The sequence below is a fragment of the Luteimicrobium sp. DT211 genome, assembly GCF_049844995.1.
GTDB lineage: Bacteria > Actinomycetota > Actinomycetes > Actinomycetales > Cellulomonadaceae > Luteimicrobium.
Genome location: NZ_JBNCMC010000005.1, coordinates 89,987 through 109,357 on the forward strand (window position 1 = coordinate 89,987; position 19,371 = coordinate 109,357).

Below are 19,371 nucleotides of genomic sequence, written 5' to 3' on the forward strand. Positions count from 1 at the left end.
GAGTCGGGGGGAAGGTGGGGTGCGGCGGGCACCGCGGGGCGGTGGCGCACGACTACTCGCTCCTGAGGGCGTCGATCGGCGCGAGGCGCGCCGCCCGGACCGCCGGGTAGACGCCGAAGACGAGGCCGATGCCGACGGCGATGACGATCGAGCCGACGACGGCGGTCGGGGACACGACGATCGACGAGTCGAGGACGCCGGGCAGGAGCTTCGCGGCGGCGATGCCGAGCGCGGCCCCGACGAGCCCGCCCCCGAGGCCGAGGACGGACGCCTCGGTGAGGAACTGGCGCCGGATCGCCACGGGCGGGGCGCCCAGCGCCTTGCGCAGGCCGATCTCGCGGGTCCGCTCGGTGACGGACACGAGCATGATGTTCATGACCCCGATCCCGCCGACGAGCAGCGACAGCGCCGCGATGCCCGTGAGCAGGACGGTGAGCGTCCGGTAGACGGACGTCGCCGTGGAGACGAGCGCGTCCTGGCTGCTGACCGTGAAGTCGGCGCCCGTGGCATCGGTGATGCCGTGCAGGTTGAGCAGCAGCTGCTGCGTCTCCTGGTAGGCGGCGGAGATCTCGTCCGTGCCGACGGCCTTGACGTAGACGGTCGACACGGCCGTCCGGCTCGTCCCGCCGACGATCGTGTTCTGCATGGTGCTCATCGGCACCACGGCGGTGTCGTCGAGGTCGTCCGAGCTGCTCGAGCCCGCGGACTCGAGGACCCCGACGACGGTGAACGTGACGTCGTTGATCGTGAGGGTCCGCCCGACGGCGCGCGGGCTGCCGAACAGCTCGGTCGCGGTCTCGGAGCCCAGCACGATGGTGTCGGTGCGGTCGGTCTCGTCGGCGGCGGTGAGGAACCGGCCCTGGGCGACGGTCCGGGACCGGACGTCGAGCCACGAAGGCGTCGTGCCGACGACGGTCGACGTCCAGTTCGTGTCGCCGTTGACCAGCGACTCCGACGCCGTCTTCTCGGCCGCGACGGCCTCGACGTCGGGCGCGGCGGTCTTCGAGGTGAGGGCCGCGGCGTCGGACGTGGTGAGCGTCGTCGACGACCCGAAGCCGCCGCGCACGCCCGCGGACGACGTCGTCGAGCCCGGGGACACGATGAGCAGGTTGGAGCCGAGCGAGCTGATCTGCGCGCTCACGTCCTTCTGCGTGCCCAGGCCGAGGCCGACCGTGAGGATGACCGCGGCGATGCCGATGAGGATGCCGAGGACCGTCAGCAGGGAGCGCATCGAGTGCGCGCGGATCGCGTGCCAGCCGGTCGCGAGGGTCTCGCCCCAGCTCATCGGATCTCCTGGGTGTCGTCGTCGTGGTGCAGGTAGCCGCGGTCGTCGTGCAGCGCGGACGCCGGTCCGTCGCCCTGGATGAGGCCGTCGCGCACCCGCACGACCCGGCGGGCGCGCTCGGCGACCTCGGGCTCGTGCGTGATGAGGACGATGGTGCGGCCCTGGGCGTGGAGCTCGTCGAACAGGGCGAGGACGTCCTCGGTCGACGCGGTGTCGAGGTTGCCGGTGGGCTCGTCCGCGAGGATGAGCGCCGGCTCGCCGACGAGCGCGCGCGCCACGGCGACGCGCTGCTGCTGGCCGCCGGACAGCTCGCCCGGACGGTTGTCGAGGCGGTCGCCCAGCCCGACGCGCTCGAGCGCGGCCGCGGCCCGGTCCCGCCGCTCGTTCCGCGGCACGCCGCGGTACATGAGCGGGAGCTCGACGTTCCGCCACGAGGCGAGCGACGGCAGCAGGTGGAACTGCTGGAAGACGAACCCGATCTCCTCGTTGCGGATCTGGGCGAGCTCGACCTCGTCGAGCTCGCCGACGTCGTGCCCCGCGAGCCGGTACGTCCCCGAGGTCAGGACGTCGAGGCAGCCGAGGACGTTCATGAGCGTCGACTTGCCCGACCCCGACGGGCCCATGATCGCGACGTACTCGCCGCGCTCGATGCGCACGTCGACGCCGCGGAGGGCCTCGAAGGTGATCGTGCCGGTGGTGTAGGTCTTGCGACCGCCCCGCAGGTCGATGACCGGCGGCGTCGCGGACGCCGTCCAGGGCGCCGGGCCCGCGAGGGTCGCGGTCACTTGCCGCCCCCCTGCTGCCCGCCGCCGAACCCGGCCGGCGGGCCGCCCTGGCCGCCCGTGCCGCTGCCGTACCCGCCGGTGCCGCCGTAGCCGCGCCCGCCGTAGCCGCCGGCGGGGAGCTCGCCGTTCTGCTGGGTGGTGCCGCCCCGGTTCGACGTGCCGCCCGGCGTGATGACCGTCTGCGTGTACTGGATCTTCTGGCCCTCGCTGAGGCCCTTCGTGATCTCGACGTTCTGGCCGCTGGTCTCGCCGACCGTGACGGTGGTCTTCGTGGTCTTGCCCTCGTCGCCGACGACGAGCACGGTCGAGGTGCCGTCCGACGTCGTGACCGCGGCGGACGGGACCGACAGCACGTCGCTGCGTCGCTCGTAGACGATCTTGGCCGTGACCGAGACGCCGTCGTGCAGGCCCTTCGGGGAGCCGGTGACCTTGACGGTGACCGGGTAGGTCACCGAGCCCGAGCTCGACGAGGGGAGGAGGCCGACCGACGACACCGTCCCGTAGACGGTGTCGGAGAGGTCGTCGCCCGTGAGCTCGACCTGGTCGCCCTTGGCGACGTTCGCGACGTCGTCCTCGCCGACGTCGACCGCGACCTCCCACGAGCTCGTGCCGACGATGGTGAACTGGGCCGACGACGAGCTGGTGCTCGAGCTCGACGCGTCCGTGCCGCCGGCTCCCGTCCCCGCGCCGGTGCCGGACCCGGAACCAGCGCCCGAGCCGGAGCCGGAACCCGAACCGCTCGACGAGCTCGACGTGCCGGTGACGGCGTCGCCCTTCGCGACGTCGACGGCGGTGACGAGGCCCGCGGCGGGGGCCGTGAGCGTCGCGCCGTCCATCGCGTCCTCGGCGTCGTCTGCTGCGGACTGCGCGACCTCGACGGCCGCCTTCTTCGCGGCGACCTGCTGCTCGGCGGCGTCGGTGCCGTCGTCGGCGTCCTCGGCGGACGCGAGGTCCGCCTTCGCCGACGCCAGGTCAGCCTTCGCGGAGAGCAGGTCCGCCTTGAGCTGGAGGGTGTCGATGGTCGCGAGGACCTGGCCCTTCTTCACGGTGTCGCCCTCGGCGACCTTCACCGACGTGACGGTGCCCGACGCGGCGAAGCTCACGTCGTCGTCGACGGTGGGGGTGAGCGAGCCGGTCGCGGAGACCGACTTCTCGAACGTGGACGTGCTGACGGTCGCGGTCTGCGTGACCTGCTTGATGCTCGGCGACGCGGACGCGTCGTCCGCGGGTCGCAGGACGAGCCAGCACACGATGCCGGCGGCGACGAGGATCGCGGCGACGATCCCGACGGTGAGCGCCCGGCCTCGTGGCCGGGCCCAGACGCTGTGGATTGCGGCTCCCATGATCTCCCTCGGCGGTCGAACGACGCGGGAGCGTTCGTCCCGGCCGGACCGACCGTAGGGAGCGGCGCTGGCACGGTACTGTCGCGTACCTGTCTGCCACCTGTGCTCCCCGCGGGGAGGCCTGCTTCGCGCGGTACCCCGCGGCCACCGTCCATCGCGGCGAGCTTCGGCGGGTGCCCGGAGCGACCGACTTCGTCCAAGATGCGTAGCACCCGGACCCGTGTGAGGGTCGATCGGTCGCCGCACGTCGCGGCGGTGTTGAGAGGAGGGCCTCCGTGCCTCTGTGGTTGATCATCCTGATCGTCGGTGTCGTGCTCGTGATCCTCGGGTTCCCGCTGGGACACCTGCTGCTGTGGATCGGAATCATCGTCCTGGTCGTGGCGATCATCCTGGGACTCGTCGGACGAGGCCGTAGCCGTACCTGACGACCTGTACGCACGACGACGCCCCCCACCGCCCGCGTACGGGTGGTGGGGGGCGTCGTCGTGCGCGGGGCGGTGGCCTCAGGCCGCGGCGACCGCGCCCTCGGCGGGCAGTGCGTCCTTCTTGGCGTTGATCAGGAAGACGGCGACCAGGAAGCCGATCGCGAAGAGCATGGCCCCCCAGAAGTAGCCGACGTGGAAGCCGTAGACGCTGGCGGTGTGCTGGACCGCGAGGTCCTTCGGGTCGCCGCCGCCCTGGACGAGGTCCGTGAGCTTGGTCGACGCCGCGGAGACCGACAGCGTGCTCAGCAGCGCGAGCCCGAGCGAGCCCCCCACCTGCTGCGCGGTGTTGAGCAGCGCGGACGCCACGCCCGCGTCGTGCGGCTGCACGCCCACGAGCGCCGTCGAGGACGCCGGGATGAAGACCAGCGCCATGCCGAGGCTGATCACGATCATGGCCGGGAGCGCGGTGCTGGCGTACGACGAGTCGGGCGTCGTGCGGATCAGCAGGAGCATGCCCGTGGTCGCGAGCGCGAGGCCCGCGATCATGAGCGGCCGCGGGCCGAACCGGGGCAGGAGCCGGGACACGAGCCCCGCCATGACGATGATCCCGAGGCTGAACGGCAGGAGCGCCAGACCGGACTTGAGCGGCGACCAGGCCAGGACCTGCTGGAGGTAGAGGCTGAGGAAGAAGAACATCGCGAACAGCCCGGCGCCCACCAGCAGGAAGATCAGGTAGGAGCCGCCGCGGTTGCGGTCGAGCGCGACGCGCATGGGGAGCAGCGGGTTCGCGACGCGGGTCTCCACGACCACGAACGCGACGAGCGCGACGACGGCGACCGCAAGGAGGGTCACGACGAGCGAGTCCGTCCAGCCGACGGTCGTCACGGAGCCGTCGGGCAGCACCTTCTGCTTCGACGCCTCGGTGAAGGCGTAGACGAGGGTCGCGAGCCCGACGATCGAGAGGATCGCGCCCGGGATGTCGAGCTTCGTGTTCCCGTGCGCCTTGGACTCCGGCACGAGGCGGAGGGCGAAGGCCGCCGCGATGATCGCGATCGGGACGTTCACGAGGAGGCACCAGCGCCAGTTCAGCGAGTCCGTGAGGACGCCGCCGAGGATGAGGCCGACGGCGGACCCCCCGCCCGCGATGGCGCCGAACACGCCGAACGCCTTGGCGCGCTCGTGCGCCTCGGTGAACATGACGGTGATGAGGGCGAGCGCCGCGGGCGCGAGCAGCGCGCCGAAGGCGCCCTGGATCGCACGGGCGCCGATGAGCATGCTCTCGTTCTGGGCGATGCCTCCGAGGGCCGACGCGGCCGCGAAGCCCAGCAGGCCGACCAGGAAGATGCGCTTGCGGCCGGCGTAGTCGGCGACGCGCCCGCCGAGGAGCAGCAGGCCGCCGAACGCCAGGGTGTAAGCGGTGACGACCCACTGGAGGTCGGAGGTGGGGATCGCCAGGTCCTTCGCCGCGGACGGCAGCGCGACGTTCATGATGGAGGTGTCGAGGATGATCACCAGCTGAGCGACGGCGATGACCGCGAGAGCCGCCCAGCGGCCGGGATAGTTCGACAGCTCCGTGGGCGCCGTCCCGGTGTCGGGGGCGACGTGGTCGACGGCGTCCGCGACGGCCGTCGGGGCGGGCTCCTCCACGGAGCTCGCCGAAAGGGGTTCGGACACACGTCCTCCAGGGACTCGTCATCGGGTGTTGGCCGGCCGGGCGCCGTCGTGAAGAGGCGGCGGAGAGGCGGTGAGGTTCCAGCACAGCAGCCGCTCAGGCACACGTCAACAGTAAATGGACACTGCCTCCGTTTGCTGGCAGCGTAATGTTTCGGCTGGTCAACCTTCTGTCGGTCGTCGCGGGCCGCGAGCTGCGGCTCCCTACCGAGAAGACGGTCCGGCGGGGCGGGACGTGACGCGCCCCACGGGTGATCTCCCGGCGGACGACGAACGCCGCGGCGCCCGTGGCGGGCACCGCGGCGTTCGCCGTGGTCAGGCCGTGGTCAGCAGGAGCGGCTCAACGCACGGCGAAACGGTCCGTGGCCTCGATGAGCTGGTGCAGCGTCCCCGGCTCGTCGAACGCGTGCCCGGCGTCGGGCACGATGACGAGCTCCGAGCCCGGCCAGGCCCGGTGCAGCTCCCACGCCGTGATCGGCGGGCAGACGACGTCGTACCGGCCCTGGACGATCACGCCCGGGATGTCCCGGAGCGCCGGGGCCTCGTCGAGGAGCTGGCCCTCCCGGAAGAAGCCGTGGTGGACGAAGTAGTGGTTCTCGATCCGGGCGAACGCCGTCGCGTGGGCGGCCTGCGCGGACTCCTCGATGCGGTCCGGGTTCTCGAACAGCGAGGACGTCGACGACTCCCAGGTCGTCCACGCCTTGCCGGCGGGCACGTGCACCGTGGGGTCGGGGTCGAACAGCAGCCGGTGGTACGCGGCGATCCGGTCGCCGGGCGCGACGCCCGGCACCTGCTCGAGGAAGTCCGCGTACCGCTCGGGGAAGAGCTGGCCGGCCGCGCCCTCGTAGTACCAGTCGAGCTCGCGGCGCTGCAACGTGAAGATGCCGCGCAGCACGAGCTCGGTGACTCGCTCCGGGTACGTCTCCGCGTACGCGAGCGCGAGGGTCGAGCCCCAGGAGCCGCCCAGCACGAGCCAGCGCTCGATGCCGAGGTGCTCGCGCAGCACCTCGAGGTCCTCGACGAGGTACCAGGTCGTGTTGGTCGCGAGGTCCGCGTCGGGCTCGCTCGCGTGCGGGATGCTGCGGCCGCAGCCGCGCTGGTCGACCAGCACGATCCGGTACTTCGCGGGGTCGAACAGGCGCCGGTGCGCCGGGGACGTCCCGCCGCCGGGGCCGCCGTGCAGGAACACGGCCGGCTTGCCGTCCGGGTTGCCGGACGTCTCCCAGTAGATCTGCTGCCCGTCACCGACGTCGAGCATCCCGCTCGCGTACGGCTCGACCTCCGGGTAGAGACCGCGCAGGTCGTCGAGCGGGGTGGCGTCGTTCAGGATGGCCACGCCGTCAGCGCTCCGAGTCGCGGAGCGTCGACTCGACGGCGCGTGCGCCGGGCGCGTGGATCCGACCCGCGACCTTCTCGGCGCCACGCGTCGCGGCGCGCTGCGCGATCGCGCCGACCGCGGCAGCGACGGCCGCGAAGACGACGGCGGCCACCGCGGAGACGTTCGGGTCGGCGGCGTTCTTCGGGGCGGACCCGGCGCGTCGCGCCCACACGGTGCGCACGAGCTTCTGGGCCGCCCAGCCGGCACCGGCGGTCAGCACCGCCGTGAGGATCTGCGACGTCGCGGTCGGCTTCGGTTGGGGCTTGTGGTCGGCCACGGCCTGCCTCCGGTGGGTTACGGGCTGTCGGGTCCCACCGTAGTGCCAGTTGGGCCAGCAGGCCGGAGCTCGAGCCGGACGATCGGGATCTTCGAGTGCGCGTCGCCGGTCGCGTCCGTGATGGCGCGGCGCAGCTCCTTCCACGAGCGCGGGTAGCGCGCCGCGTACCGGTCGAGGGCGGCCGCGCTCTCGTCGTCGGACAGGAGGCGGGCGACCGCGGGCACGTCGGTGCGGACGCCGACGCTGACCAGGCACCGGGGTTCCGCCTCGAGGTTGCGGTACCACTGGGCGCGCTCGCCGAACCCCGACGCGATCACGACGGCGTCCCGCGACGGGCGCTCCACGACCTCGAGCACGGCGTACCGGCGCCGCCCGCTCGCGCGGCCCCGGTGCGTCAGCATCATGAGCCGGCCCGCGAACACGAACCCCAGCCCCCACCGGAACAGCACGATCGGCGCACGCACGACGAACCGCGTGTTGAGCAGACGCGACGCCAGGAGGGCGACGCCGTCGCGCGGCGGGAGGTCGTCGTCGGGCACGGTCCGAGCGTCCCGCGACCGGCGGGATCGCGCGCGGCGAGCGGGCCGCCGCCGGTGCGTCAGCGGCCCGGATAGCGCTCCGTGACCTCCTGCAGGAGGAACTCGTTGCCGTCCGGGTCGCGGAAAGAGGCGAAGGACCCGTACGACGCGCGGCCCGGGTACAGGCCCGGCACCCGCCTCTCGCCGCCCGCGTGATGGAACACGCCGTCCTCGTCGTGGAAGATCTCGCTCACCTCGACCCCGCGGCGCAGCAGCTCGTCGCGGGCCACCACGACGTCCTCGACGACGAGGTGCAGGTTCTCGACCGATCCGGGCTCGGCGGCGCTGATACCCGTGCCGAACGCGATCGAGCACGCCGACCCGGGCGGCGTGAACTGCACCATCCGGAAGTCGTCGTCCCCGACGTAGTCCGCGTCCTCGCGGAACCCGATCCGCCGGTAGAACTCCCGGGCGCGGTCGACGTCCTCGACCGGCAGCACGATCAGCTCGAGCTGGTAGTCCATCGCACTCCTCGTCCTCGATCCCGTGGGCGCCGCTGCAGCTCGGCCCCTGACTCGAGGATCGGTGGGACGGGACGGTGCTCGCCCCAGGGGGACACCCTGGCGCCTACCCCGGGGCGTACGGCGGTCCGGAAGGACGCGCGGCCGCGACGGGGCCGCTCAGGACATGCGGAGCGCCCCCGCGAGCTCGCGGCGCGAGGTGATCCCGAGCTTCGTGAACACCTTCCGCAGGTGCCACTCGACCGTCCGCGGGCTGAGGAACAGGACGGCGCCGATCTCGGGGTTCGTGCGGCCGGCGACCGCCAGGCGGGCGATCTGCGCCTCCTGCGAGGTCAGCTCGTCGGGCGTGCCCGGCGACCGCTTCCGCACCGTCTCGCCCGTCGCGGCGAGCTCGCGCGCGGCCCGTTCGGCGAACGCCTCCGCGCCGGACGCCGCGTACGACTCGTGCGCGGCGCGCAGGTGCTCGCGCGCGTCCGTGCGCCGGTTCTCCCGGCGCAGCCACTCGCCGTACTGGAGCTGCGCGCGCGCCCGGTGCAGCGTGAGCCGCGTGCTGCCGAGGCGCTCGAGCGCCTCGAGGAAGTGGCCCTCGACCTCGTGCGGCGCGCTCACGAGCGCGTCGACGCCCGCCTGGAGGCCGAGGCTCCAGTCGGTGCCGGCGGCCGTTGTCCGCACCGCGAGGCGGTCGCGTGCGTCCCGCGCCGCCGCGACGTCGCCCGTCCGCAGCGCCGCCTCGGCGAGCTCCGCGAGGGTCCAGCTGTAGACCGACAGGTCCTCGTACTCCGCACCCGCGCGGGCCGCCTCGAACGCGGCCTGGTAGCGGCCGAGCCCGTTGAGGAGCAGCGCCCTGCAGTACGACGCGAGGCCGATCAGGCGTCCCTGCCTCCGGGCCTCCGCGTCGGCGACGACGGCGTCGATCAGCTCGAGGGCAGGCCGCTCGATCCCGCGGTACGCGGCCAGCAGCATCGGCCCCGACGGGTGTGCCGCGCGCCCGGTCGCGTGGGCGAGCGCGTCGGCCTCGTCGGAGAGGCTGGACGCGTCCGCGAACCGGCCGGCCCACACGAGAGCGACGGCGCGGAACGTCAGTGCCGTCGGCAGGAGCGAGAGCGCCCCCGTGGCCCGCCCGTGGCGCACGGCCCGGTCCGTGAGTCGCCACCAGGCGGCGTCGTGGCAGATCTCCTGGCTCACGGGACCGGCGATCCAGAGCAGGTTCAGGTCCTCGTCGTCCCGGATCGCGTCGAGCGCCCGGCGGAACGGCTCGACGGCGTCGGCGAACCCGTCGAGGTACCGCGTCGCGAGCCCCGTCAGCATCAGCCCGACGACGTCGTCGCCCACCGGTACGGCGCGGGCCGCCTCCGCGACGCGGCGGGTGTCGCCGTCCTCGAACCGGCCCGCCTGCATCGCCGCGCCGAGGGCGGACAGGTAGGTCTCCCGGGCGGCCGTCACGTCGAGCTCCTCGAGCCGCCGGGCAGCCGCCAGCAACGGGGGCCCCGAACCCCGGCCGGGGTCGACCGCGAACGCCGTCTGGGCCCGCAGGCGCTCGAGGCTCGCACGCTGCACGGGGTCGAGCGGGCCCAGCTCGGCGGCGGCGAGGAGGTCGGGCACGTCGTTCAGGGCACCCGCGGCGAGCTGGGCGCTCGCGGCGGCGAGCACCCGGGTCGCGCGCTGCTTCGGGTCCGGGGTCAGCTCGGCCGCACGCTTGAGGAACGCCGCCGCCGCGGACCGGCCGCCGCGCGCCAGGGCCCGCTCCGCGGACCGCTCGAGCTCGGCGGCGACCGCCTCGTCCGGGCCGACGGCCGCATGGGCGCGGTGCCAGGCGCGGCGGTCGGGCTCGAGCTCGGGGTCGGTGACGTCGGCGAGCGCGGCGCGCACCTCGCGGAGCGCGGCCGGGTCGGCCGAGCGCCACGCCGCGGACCGGGCCAGCGGATGGCGGAAGCGGACCCGGGCACCGATCTCCAGGAGCCCTGCCGCCTCGGCCGGTCCCGCCGCGTCCGGCGCGACACCGAGCCGCTCGCACGCGCGCCACAGGAGCGTGACGTCGCCCACCGGCTCGAGAGCCGCCGTCAGCACCAGGCGCCGGGTGTCGGGGGGCAGCACGGCGATGCGTGCCGAGAAGCCCGCCTCCACCCGGTTCGCGAGCGACGCCGGGCTCGGGGAGCCGAACCCGAACGCGAGCTCCGCCGGGGAGAGGCCACGCGGGAGTTCGAGCAGCGCGAGCGGGTTGCCGTGGGTCTCGGCGACGATGCGTTCGCGTACCTGCTCGTCCACGGGCCCGATGAGGACCGAGTCGAGCAGCGCGCGGGCCTCCGCCGGCGCCAGGCCTCCGACCCGCAGGTCCGGGAGGTCGGCGAGGGCCAGGTCCTCACCGCTCGTCCGGGCCCCGAACACCAGCGCCACCGACTCGGCGTCGAGACGGCGAGCGACGAACGTCAGCACGACCTCCGACATGCGGTCGAGCCACTGGGCGTCGTCGACCACACACACGAGAGGCTTGTCCGACGCCGCCTCCGAGAGCAGGCCGAGGACGGCGAGCCCGATCACGAGCGCGGTGGGCGGCTCGCCCGTGCCCAGCCCGAACGCCGTCGACAGCGCGTCGCGTTGCGGCTGAGGGAGCGCTCCCAGGCGATCGAGCAGGGGCGCGCAGAGCTGTTGGAGGGCCGAGTACGCGATCTCGCTCTCCGGCTCCGCGCCCGCCGTCCGCACCACCCGCGCCGGCGCCGCGTGGTCGCTGACGTGGTCGAGCAGCGCCGACTTGCCGACCCCCGCCTCGCCCCGCACCACCAGGACGCGGCTCCGTCCTGCCCGCACGTCGCGCAGGACCTCGTCGAGCGCCCGGACCTCGGCCCGGCGCCCCACGAGTGCGGTTCCACTGCTGTGCTGCGGCACGGCGCCTCCTGGTCGACGGGGACGGAGCACCATCCTCGCCGGTCAGAAGGCGTCGCGCGAACCTCAGTCGGCGAGCCCCGCCAGACCGGCCTGCCGCGCCATGTGCTCCGCGTACCAGGCCGGCCAGTCCTCGTCCGCGTGGCCGAGCTCCTCCTCGTGCCGGCCGTGCGCCGCGGCGGCGTCCCGCAGGGCCGCCTCGACCTCGTCCACCGAGCGGTAGATCACGTGCTTGACGCGGCCCGGTCCGCGGCTCGTGACCTCCTGGACGTAGAGCTGGTTGCCGTCCGGGTCCGCGAACGAGAACCACGAGCTGTACGACCGGCGCTCCGGCTGCGGGCCCGCCACCCGGTCCGTCGTGCCGCTGTGGTGGAAGACGCCGCCCGCGTCGTGGAAGACCTCGCTCACCTCGACCCCGCGCGACTCGAGCCCCTTGCGGGCCTCGACGACGTCGTCCACCACCAGGTGGACCGCCGCCGACGTGCCCGGCGTCTCGTCCGTGATGCCGCTGCCGAAGACGAGCGACGCCAGCGAGCCCGGAGGCGTGACGTGCACGATGCGGAACCCGTTCGGGCCCGCGTAGTCGACGTCCACCGGGACGCCGAACGCCGTCTCGTAGAAGTCCTTCGCCCGGTCCACGTCCGAGACGGGGAGGACGACGATCTCGACCTTGAAGTCCACCATGATCAGCTCCTTGTCCTGCGATGGTCGGTGCGCCCTGCGGCGACCTGACCTCACCGTCTCGCGGCGCCGACCCCCGTCGCCCCAGGGAGACACCCTGGTCGGGCGGGCCCCGGGACCCGGGCCGCTGCGCCGTCGTCGGGCGGTAGGCTGGACGGCGAACGACAGGGGAGCGTCGTCCGCCTCGCGGCGGATGGGCGCTGAGAGTGCGGGACCACCGCAGACCCTCGAACCTGACCCGGTTAGGACCGGTGGAGGAAGTCGGGAATCTCTTCCGTCGTGGCGCCGTCGAGCAGCCGCCCGACGACCGCCACGCACGCCCCTCCAGCACCATGTGGAGGACACGTTGCAGCACACCACCCGCCGCGCCGCCCTGCTCGCGGGCGCCGGCACCCTCGCCCTGAGCCTCGCCCTCGCCGGCTGCACGTCCGACGACGGCGCAGCGTCCCCGTCCGGCAGCGGCACCGCCGGCGGTTCGACGGCCGCGGCGACGGGGCCCGTCACCCTCGTCACGCACGACTCCTTCTCCGTGGACAAGAAGCAGCTCGCCGCGTTCGAGAAGCAGACCGGCATCACCGTGAAGATCATCAAGCAGGGCGACGCCGGCCAGCTCACCAACCAGCTCGTCCTCACCAAGGACTCGCCGCTGGGCGACGCCGTGTTCGGCATCGACAACACGTTCGCGACGCGTGCCGTCGACGCCGGCGTCCTCGCCGACCACGTGCCCGCCTCGCAGCCGTCCGCCGCCGACCAGTACGCCGTCGACGGCGCCGACGGGAAGCAGCAGCTCACCCCGATCGACTACGGGGACGTGTGCCTCAACGTCGACCACGCCTGGTTCACGAAGAAGGGCGTCGCCGAGCCGAAGACCCTCGACGACCTCACCCAGTCCGCCTACAAGGACCTCACCGTCGTCGAGAACCCCGCGACGTCGTCGCCCGGGCTCGCGTTCCTCCTCGCCACCGTGGGCGCCAAGGGCGAGGACGGGTACCTCGACTACTGGAAGGCCCTCAAGGCCAACGGGCTCAAGGTCGACCAGGGCTGGGAGGACGCCTACTACACCGACTTCTCCGGCGCCGACGGCAAGGGGCCGCGCCCGATCGTGCTGTCGTACTCCTCGTCGCCCGCGTTCACGCTGAGCAAGGACAAGGCGTCCACCACCACCGGCGCCCTGCTCGACACCTGCTTCCGGCAGGTCGAGTACGCGGGCGTGCTCAGCGGCGCCAAGAACCCCGCCGCGGCTGCGAAGGTCGTCGACTTCCTGCAGTCGACCGAGGTCCAGTCCACGATCCCGGACCTCATGTACATGTACCCCGTCGACCCCGCCGCGACCATCCCCGCCGCGTGGAAGAAGTTCGCGCCGCTCGCGACCAAGCCGTTCGACGTGCCCGCCGCGGACATCACTCAGCACCGCGAGCAGTGGATCAAGGACTGGACGGCTGCTGTCGTTGGCTGATGTCTTTCGTGGTCGGGTTCCGGGCGCCGGACGGGGGTGTCGCGCGCGATCTTCCATCCGGCACCTCGTTCCTCGGTGCCTCCCGCCAGACCCGCCACGATCGCGCGCGACACCCCCGCCCGGCACCCGCCGTGCGCCACGTCGGCTCTGCCCGTGGTCCGCATCCGTCCCCTCGGGGGCCCGGGGAAGACGCGCGGGCGGCCGGTCCACTTCGCGAGGCGGGGCTCGGGGCGAGGGGTCACGATCGGCAGGAAAGGCGAGCCGTGAGTGCAGAAGCTGACCTCTCGATCGGTGTCGTCGGTGTCGTCGGGGACGTCGCAGCGCGACCCGTGACGGCGAACGCACCCGCGCGGGCGTTCGGGGCGCCCCAGCAGGAACGCGAGGCGCACGCGTCGGCGAGCCCAGCGGGGCCGCGGCACACCCGGGTGCCCGACGGCGCAAGCGACGGACCCGCGAGGGGGCGGGAGGGGAGTGTGCGCGCGACCGTGGCGGGTCTGGCGGGAGGACCCGAGGAACGAGGGTCCGGATGGTAGGTCGCGCGCACACGCCCTGTCCGGCCCCGGACCCCACCACGTCGCCTACGAAGCCCGGCCCCCCGGTCGCCCGAGTCGCCGCGTGGGGGCTCGCCGTCGCGATCCCCCTCGCGTTCCTCGTCATCTTCTTCGCGTGGCCCGTCCTCACGCTCGTCGGCAAGGGGTTCGTCGCCGACGGGCACCTCGACCTCAGCGGCTTCGCGGACGTGTTCAGCACCCCGCGCACGTGGCGGATCGTCGGGCTGACGCTGGGCCAGGCGGTGCTCGGGACGGCGCTGTCGGTGCTGCTGGGCGTGCCCGGCGCGTACGTGCTGTTCCGGTGCCGCTGGCCCGGGCGCGGTCTGGTGCGCGCGCTGGTCACGGTCCCGTTCGTGCTGCCGACGGTCGTGGTGGGCGTCGCGTTCCGGTCGTTGCTCGTGGAGGGCGGTCCGCTCGGGTTCCTGCACCTGGACGGGACGTTCACGGCGATCGTCCTCGCGCTGGTGTTCTTCAACTACACGGTGGTCGTGCGGACGGTCGGCGGGCTGTGGGCGCGGCTCGACCCGCGGGCGGAGCAGGCGGCGCGGGCGCTGGGGGCGTCGTCGTGGCGGGCGTTCCGGACGGTCACGCTGCCGGCGCTCGCGCCCGCGATCGCGAGCGCGGCGAGCATCGTGTTCCTGTTCTGCGCGACGGCGTTCGGGGTGGTGCTCGTCCTGGGCGGCATCCGGTTCGGGACGATCGAGACGGAGATCTGGATCCAGACGACCCAGTTCCTCGACCTGCGGACGGCGTCGGTCCTGTCGGTGGTGCAGCTGGTGGTGGTCGCCGTCGTGCTGCTGGTCGCGGCGAGGACGCGGAGCCGCCGGGAGCGGGCGCTGAGCCTGGGCTCGGACCGCGCGTCGGACCGGCGTCTGCGCCTGTGGGGGCGCGGGCCGGACGGGACGCGCTCGGTCCTCGGCGGCGACCTGGTGCCGTTCGCGGTGACGGCGGTCGTCGTCGTGGTGCTGCTCGCGACGCCCCTGGTGAACCTGCTGGTCCGGTCGTTGCACGTCGACGGCGCGTGGTCGCTGGGCAACTACCGCGCGCTCGGCTCGACGGGCGACCGGGGGGCGCTCAGCGTGACCGTGTGGGACGCGGCGTGGAACTCGGTGCGGATCGCGCTGGTCGCGACGGTGATCGCGCTCGTCGTCGGGGGCCTGGTGGCACTCGTGGTGTCGCGACGTCCGCGACCGCGCGCCGGACGCCGCGCCGTCGCGACCCTCGACTCGCTGTTCATGCTGCCGCTCGGGGTGTCGGCGGTCACGGTGGGCTTCGGGTTCCTCGTGACGCTCGACAAGCCGCTCGGGCTGCCCGTCGACCTGCGCACGTCGGGCCTCCTGGTGCCGATCGCCCAGGCGGTGGTCGCGGTGCCGCTCGTCGTCCGGACGGTGCTCCCGGTGCTGCGCGCCATCGACCCCCGGCTCCGCGAGGCCGCCTCGACCCTGGGCGCGGCGCCCGGCCGGGTGCTCCGGACCGTCGACGTGCCGCTCGCCGCTCGGTCGGTGGGGCTCGCGGTGGGTTTCGCGTTCGCGGCGAGCCTGGGAGAGTTCGGGGCGACGTCGTTCCTGGCGCGGCCCGACGCCGCGACCCTGCCCGTGGCGATCTTCGAGCTGATCGGGCGCCCGGGTCAGGGGAACTACGGCATGGCGCTCGCGGCGTCGTGCGTGCTGGCGGCCCTCACGGCCGCGGTGATGCTGGCCGCCGAGCAGCTGCGCGGCGAGCGTGACGGAGGTGAGCTGTGAGCGACGGCCGCGAGGGGCTGGCGGTGCGGGACGTCGTCGTGCGTTACGACGCGGGCAAGGACGGGGTGACGGCGGTCGACGGCGTCTCCCTGGACGTGGCGCGCGGCGAGACGCTCGCGCTGCTCGGGCCCAGCGGCTGCGGCAAGTCGAGCCTCCTGCGCGCGGTCGCGGGGCTCGAGCCGGTCGCCGCGGGGTGTGTCACGTGGGACGGCAGCGACCTGGACGGCGTGCCCGTGCACCGGCGCGGCTTCGGACTGATGTTCCAGGACGGCCAGCTCTTCCCGCACCGCACGGTCGCGGGCAACGTGGAGTACGGGCTCCGGGTCGCCCGGACGCCGCGAGAGGCCCGGCGGGAGCGGGTCGCGGAGCTGCTCGGCGTCGTCGGGCTCGAGGGGTACGGCGGGCGGCAGGTCGCGACGCTGTCGGGCGGGGAGCGGCAGCGGGTCGCGCTGGCCCGCGCGCTCGCGCCCCGGCCGCGGCTGCTGCTGCTCGACGAGCCGCTGTCCGCGCTGGACCGCGGCCTGCGCGAGCGCCTCGCCACGGACCTGCGCCTCGCGCTCCGGGAGACCGGCACGACGGCGGTGTTCGTCACCCACGACCACGACGAGGCGTTCGAGGTCGCCGACCGGGTGGCCGTCATGTCCCGCGGGAAGGTGCTGCAGGTCGCGGCCCCGCCCGAGCTGTGGCGCGCGCCGGCGTCGCGCACCGTCGCGGAGTTCCTGGGCTACCAGGCGTTCTGGCCGGCCTCCACGCTCGACCCCGGCGAGCTGTCAGAACCTGGTGGGCCTCGAGACTCACGAGCTTCTGACAGGTCGGTGGCGGTGGGGCCCGCGGGGCTGCGCGTCGTGCCCGACGACGGCGCCTCGGTCCCGGCGGCCACCTGGCGCGCGACCGTGGTCGGCTCGGTGTTCCGGCCGCGCGGCGTCGAGGTCACGGTGGACGTCGACGGGCCGGTGGGTCCCGAACGCCTCGTGGCCGTGACGTCCGGCGCGGCGCCCGAGGCGGGAACCGCGGTGCGCGTGGCGCTCGACCGGGCCGGCTGCGCCGTCGTCGGGGACGCGACCCCCGCGCCCCGCCCGTCCGCGCCCACGATGCCGTAGCCCGCCCTGGGTGTGCGCATGAGGGGTAGACCCCGCCCAAGACGCGATATATCGTGTCTGGATGGTCGAGCCGACGACGACCCCGGAACGCGCCGACGAGGCGGACGCCCCGTCCGTCGCGTCGGCCGCCACCGCCCAGGAAGCGGCAGCTCCCAACGTCCCGGCGGCCGGGGAAGAACTTCCCTCCCTCTGGCACAACCGCCCCTACCTGCTGCTCATGACGGGCAAGACCGTCGAGGTCGTGGGCTCCGGGATGGCCACGTTCGCGGTGCCGCTGCTGGCGCTCGCGCTCAGCGGCTCGCTGGTGGTCGCCGGGATCATCGGCGCGGTGGCGCAGGTCGGCGCGCTGGTCGCGACCCTGCCCGCAGGCGTCGTCGCCGACCGCTGGGACCGCCGCACGATCGTCGTCGGCTGCAGCGCCCTCGGGCTCGCGGCGTGGGCGAGCCTCGGCGTCGCGGCGCTCCTCGGCGGCATCACGACCCTCCACCTCGCGATCGCCGCGTTCTTCGCCGCGGTCGCGCGGTCGGTGTACGAGCCCGCGGAGTCGGCAGCGATCCGGCACGTCGTCCCGACCCCGCAGCTCGGGTCCGCGATGGCGGCCGTCCAAGGCAGGTCGGCCGTCGCGAGCCTCGTCGCGAGCCCGCTCGGCGGCCTCCTCTACGCGGTCTCGCGCGTCCTGCCGGCGCTCGCGGGTGCCGTCGGGCACCTGGTCGCGCTGGTGTGCGCGCTGGCCGTCCGCGTCCCGCTCGGCGAGCCCGTCAAGCACCGCAGCGAGCGCGAGCCGTTCCGGCGGGAGTTCGTCGAGGGCTGGCGCTACGTCATGTCCATCCCTTTCCTACGTGCGTCGCTCGGAGTGTTCGCACTGGTCAACCTGACGTTCAACGGGCTGTTCGCGGGCCTGAACCTCCACCTCGCCGACCTGCACACGGCGCCGTTCCGGATCGGCCTGATCGACGGCGTCAGCGGCGCCGCGATGCTCCTCGGGTCGCTCGCCGCGGGCCGTCTGGTCGCGCGGTTCCCGGCCGGGCCGCTCGCGATCACACTGCTGCTCGTCGCCGTCGTGGGGGCCGCCGTCGTCCCGGTGACCGGCACCTACGCCGGCTATCTCGTCGGCATGGGCATCACGGGCCTGGCCGCTCCTGCCGTCAACGCCGGCCTGATCGGGTACGCCGTGGCGATCACACCGGGCGCCCTGCAGGGCCGCATGAACGCCGTGATGATGCTCTGCACCGCGGGTCTCACGCCGCTCGCACCGTTCCTCGCCGGCGTCATGCTGCACGCGTGGGGTCCGACGTGGACCTTCGGGCTCTTCGTCGCGGGCCTCGCGGTGAGCTGGGTGCTGGCGGCGTCCGTGCGCTCCCTGCGCCGGATCGGCACGCCGGACACCTGGGCCGGCGACGTCGTCGTCTGGCCGCCCGCCCCGGTCGGCGACGCAGCGGCCTGAGCGCCGCCGTCAGGCCCGACGGCGGCGCACGGCCCACGCGGCAGCCGCACCCCCGGCCGCGGCCAGGACGAGGATCGCCCCGAGCGTCGCGGCGGCGCCCGGACCGGACCCCTCGGGCGTGACCGGCACGGCCGCGCCGACGGCCTGGGTGAACGCGACCGGGCTCGCGAAGACGCTGGGGGACGGGGTCGACGCCAGGCGGGCGGCCAGCGCGCCGCGGGCGTCCTCGGACCGGGCGGCGGCGTGGTCGCGCGCGGCGGTCGGCGTGGTCGGTTCCGGTGTCGCCCGCGGAGGAGCCAGGGTCGCCGTGGGCTCGGCCGACGCGCGCTCGGCCTTCGGGGTGGCGGCCGCACGCTTCGGCGCGGGCTTCGCGAGGGCGGCGCTGGTCCTCGCCCCGACGATCCCGTCGACCGTGAGGCCGGCGTCATGCTGGAACGCCCGGACCGCGTGGTCCGTGACCGAGCCGAACACGCCGTCGGCGCGCACCGCACGGCCGTGGACGCCGAGCCTCACCTGCATGGCACGCACCTTCGGCCCCACGTCGCCCAGGACGAGGCCGTCGGGGTGCGGGGGTGCGGTGGGCGACGCGGTGGACGTCGGGCCGGTCGCCGCGGAGCCCGCGCTCGACCTCGCCGGCGAGCCGGTCGACGACGAGGAGCCCCCGGCCTCGGACGAGGTCGATCCCGACGCTCCGGAGCCCGACCTGGATCCCGACGACGTCGACCCCGACGCCTTGGACCCTGACGCCTTTGACCCGGACTTCGTCGACCCCGACCCGGACTTCGTCGACCCCGACGCCTGCGGGTACGCGGCGAACACCTCGGCCACGTAGGTGTGCCCGTTCTTGGTGGCCCACCCCACGCCGACCGACGTGAACGACCGGTTGAGGATGTTGGCCCGGTGCTCGGAGGACGCCATGAACGCCTGGTGCAGGGTGCTCGCGCTCCCCGTCGTCGTGAAGCCGACGTTCTCGCCCCACGCCGACCAGCCGCCGCGGATGAGCGCTGGCGTGGACGGGTTGTGGGCGAGCTGGTCGGCCGCGGCCATGTGGTTGGCCCACGCCTGGGCGACACCGGCGAGCGAGCCGTCGTAGGAGAGCGCTCCCAGGCCCGCCGACGCGCGCGCGCCGTTGATGTCCGCGGCGAGCGTGCCCGCCCCGGACGCGTGCGCCGTCGTCGGCAGCACGAACACCGTGGAGGCCGCGACGGCGAGCGCCGCGAGCCACGTGCGAATTCCCCCCTGCGCACGGGTCATGCCTTCATCGTGTGGTCTTTCACCCGGTCGCGCGCGTCGAAGCGGTTCGCCGGACCTTGC

At 74.1% G+C, this 19,371-nt stretch carries 16 protein-coding genes; 5 read left to right on the top strand and 11 right to left on the bottom strand.

Translation table 11 applies throughout. The features are described from left to right. Positions 1 to 52: 52 nt before the first annotated feature. Genes ACLQ14_RS14335 through ACLQ14_RS14345 form a run of 3 tightly spaced genes read right to left on the bottom strand, consistent with a single transcriptional unit; the run spans position 53 to position 3,413 of the window. A complete protein-coding gene (locus ACLQ14_RS14335; protein ID WP_425814154.1) occupies positions 53 to 1,285 on the bottom strand; it encodes an ABC transporter permease in 1,233 nt (410 codons plus the stop codon). Beyond that, on the bottom strand, positions 1,282 to 2,070 hold the full coding sequence (locus ACLQ14_RS14340) for an ABC transporter ATP-binding protein (RefSeq protein WP_425814156.1): 789 nt from the start codon (positions 2,068 to 2,070) through the stop codon (positions 1,282 to 1,284). Before ACLQ14_RS14340 ends, ACLQ14_RS14335 begins: the two co-directional genes overlap by 4 nt. Beyond that, positions 2,067 to 3,413, bottom strand: coding sequence for an efflux RND transporter periplasmic adaptor subunit (locus ACLQ14_RS14345; protein ID WP_425814158.1), 1,347 nt, complete (start codon positions 3,411 to 3,413; stop codon positions 2,067 to 2,069). Before ACLQ14_RS14345 ends, ACLQ14_RS14340 begins: the two co-directional genes overlap by 4 nt. Positions 3,414 to 3,688: 275 nt before the next feature. Here ACLQ14_RS14345 and ACLQ14_RS14350 point away from each other — a divergent pair, with 275 nt between their 5' ends. Then, positions 3,689 to 3,838 carry a hypothetical protein gene (locus ACLQ14_RS14350; protein ID WP_425814160.1) on the top strand — a complete coding sequence of 50 codons (150 nt, stop codon included), beginning with the start codon at positions 3,689 to 3,691 and terminating at the stop codon, positions 3,836 to 3,838. 78 nt (positions 3,839 to 3,916) lie between these two features. On the opposite strand, the gene ACLQ14_RS14355 is transcribed toward ACLQ14_RS14350, so the two are convergent. From ACLQ14_RS14355 to ACLQ14_RS14385, 7 genes are all read right to left on the bottom strand, one after another. Next, entirely contained in the window at positions 3,917 to 5,512 is a 1,596-nt protein-coding gene (locus ACLQ14_RS14355; protein WP_425814162.1) for an MFS transporter, read from the bottom strand. A 337-nt stretch (positions 5,513 to 5,849) separates the two neighbouring features. Next, the gene (gene pip / locus ACLQ14_RS14360) at positions 5,850 to 6,809 is read right to left on the bottom strand and encodes a prolyl aminopeptidase (RefSeq protein ID WP_425814291.1); all 960 of its coding nucleotides are present in this window, start codon (positions 6,807 to 6,809) and stop codon (positions 5,850 to 5,852) included. Positions 6,810 to 6,849: 40 nt separating this feature from the next. Continuing rightward, entirely contained in the window at positions 6,850 to 7,164 is a 315-nt protein-coding gene (locus tag ACLQ14_RS14365) for a DUF4235 domain-containing protein (protein ID WP_425814164.1), read from the bottom strand. Between the two features lie 17 nt (positions 7,165 to 7,181). Further along, complete coding sequence (locus ACLQ14_RS14370; RefSeq protein ID WP_425814166.1) at positions 7,182 to 7,703, bottom strand: nitroreductase family deazaflavin-dependent oxidoreductase; 522 nt, start codon at positions 7,701 to 7,703, stop codon at positions 7,182 to 7,184. 59 nt (positions 7,704 to 7,762) lie between these two features. Further along, complete coding sequence (locus tag ACLQ14_RS14375) at positions 7,763 to 8,206, bottom strand: VOC family protein (protein ID WP_425814168.1); 444 nt, start codon at positions 8,204 to 8,206, stop codon at positions 7,763 to 7,765. Between the two features lie 156 nt (positions 8,207 to 8,362). Beyond that, the gene (locus tag ACLQ14_RS14380) at positions 8,363 to 11,086 is read right to left on the bottom strand and encodes a helix-turn-helix transcriptional regulator (RefSeq protein WP_425814170.1); all 2,724 of its coding nucleotides are present in this window, start codon (positions 11,084 to 11,086) and stop codon (positions 8,363 to 8,365) included. A gap of 63 nt (positions 11,087 to 11,149) precedes the next feature. Then, positions 11,150 to 11,767 (bottom strand): VOC family protein, encoded by a 618-nt coding sequence (locus ACLQ14_RS14385; protein ID WP_425814172.1) that lies wholly within the window; start codon positions 11,765 to 11,767, stop codon positions 11,150 to 11,152. Positions 11,768 to 12,110: 343 nt separating this feature from the next. Between ACLQ14_RS14385 and ACLQ14_RS14390 the strand changes: the two genes are divergently transcribed. The 4 genes from ACLQ14_RS14390 to ACLQ14_RS14405 all read left to right on the top strand — a co-directional run bounded on the left by ACLQ14_RS14390 (position 12,111) and on the right by ACLQ14_RS14405 (position 18,057). Continuing rightward, positions 12,111 to 13,220: a thiamine ABC transporter substrate-binding protein gene (locus ACLQ14_RS14390; RefSeq protein ID WP_425814174.1), complete on the top strand. Its 1,110-nt coding sequence runs from the start codon at positions 12,111 to 12,113 to the stop codon at positions 13,218 to 13,220. Positions 13,221 to 13,746: 526 nt separating this feature from the next. Continuing rightward, positions 13,747 to 15,513, top strand: a complete 1,767-nt coding sequence (locus ACLQ14_RS14395) for an ABC transporter permease (RefSeq protein WP_425814176.1) — start codon at positions 13,747 to 13,749, stop codon at positions 15,511 to 15,513. Continuing rightward, the gene (locus ACLQ14_RS14400) at positions 15,510 to 16,613 is read left to right on the top strand and encodes an ABC transporter ATP-binding protein (protein WP_425814178.1); all 1,104 of its coding nucleotides are present in this window, start codon (positions 15,510 to 15,512) and stop codon (positions 16,611 to 16,613) included. Before ACLQ14_RS14395 ends, ACLQ14_RS14400 begins: the two co-directional genes overlap by 4 nt. 61 nt (positions 16,614 to 16,674) lie before the next feature. Continuing rightward, entirely contained in the window at positions 16,675 to 18,057 is a 1,383-nt protein-coding gene (locus ACLQ14_RS14405; RefSeq protein WP_425814179.1) for an MFS transporter, read from the top strand. A 9-nt stretch (positions 18,058 to 18,066) separates the two neighbouring features. Here the strand turns inward: ACLQ14_RS14405 and ACLQ14_RS14410 are convergent, their stop codons facing one another. After that, the gene (locus ACLQ14_RS14410) at positions 18,067 to 19,311 is read right to left on the bottom strand and encodes a CAP domain-containing protein (protein WP_425814180.1); all 1,245 of its coding nucleotides are present in this window, start codon (positions 19,309 to 19,311) and stop codon (positions 18,067 to 18,069) included. Positions 19,312 to 19,371: the final 60 nt, after the last annotated feature.

Excerpts from the sequence above, each read along its gene's own strand:
- ACLQ14_RS14335 (WP_425814154.1), bottom strand. The coding sequence starts at position 1,285 with ATGAGCTGGGGCGAGACCCTCGCGACCGGCTGGCACGCGATCCGCGCG.
- ACLQ14_RS14345 (WP_425814158.1), bottom strand. The coding sequence starts at position 3,413 with ATGGGAGCCGCAATCCACAGCGTCTGGGCCCGGCCACGAGGCCGGGCG.
- ACLQ14_RS14375 (WP_425814168.1), bottom strand. The coding sequence starts at position 8,206 with ATGGACTACCAGCTCGAGCTGATCGTGCTGCCGGTCGAGGACGTCGAC.
- ACLQ14_RS14385 (WP_425814172.1), bottom strand. The coding sequence starts at position 11,767 with ATGGTGGACTTCAAGGTCGAGATCGTCGTCCTCCCCGTCTCGGACGTG.
- ACLQ14_RS14395 (WP_425814176.1), top strand. The coding sequence starts at position 13,747 with ATGGTAGGTCGCGCGCACACGCCCTGTCCGGCCCCGGACCCCACCACG.
- ACLQ14_RS14405 (WP_425814179.1), top strand. The coding sequence starts at position 16,675 with ATGGTCGAGCCGACGACGACCCCGGAACGCGCCGACGAGGCGGACGCC.
- ACLQ14_RS14410 (WP_425814180.1), bottom strand. The coding sequence starts at position 19,311 with ATGACCCGTGCGCAGGGGGGAATTCGCACGTGGCTCGCGGCGCTCGCC.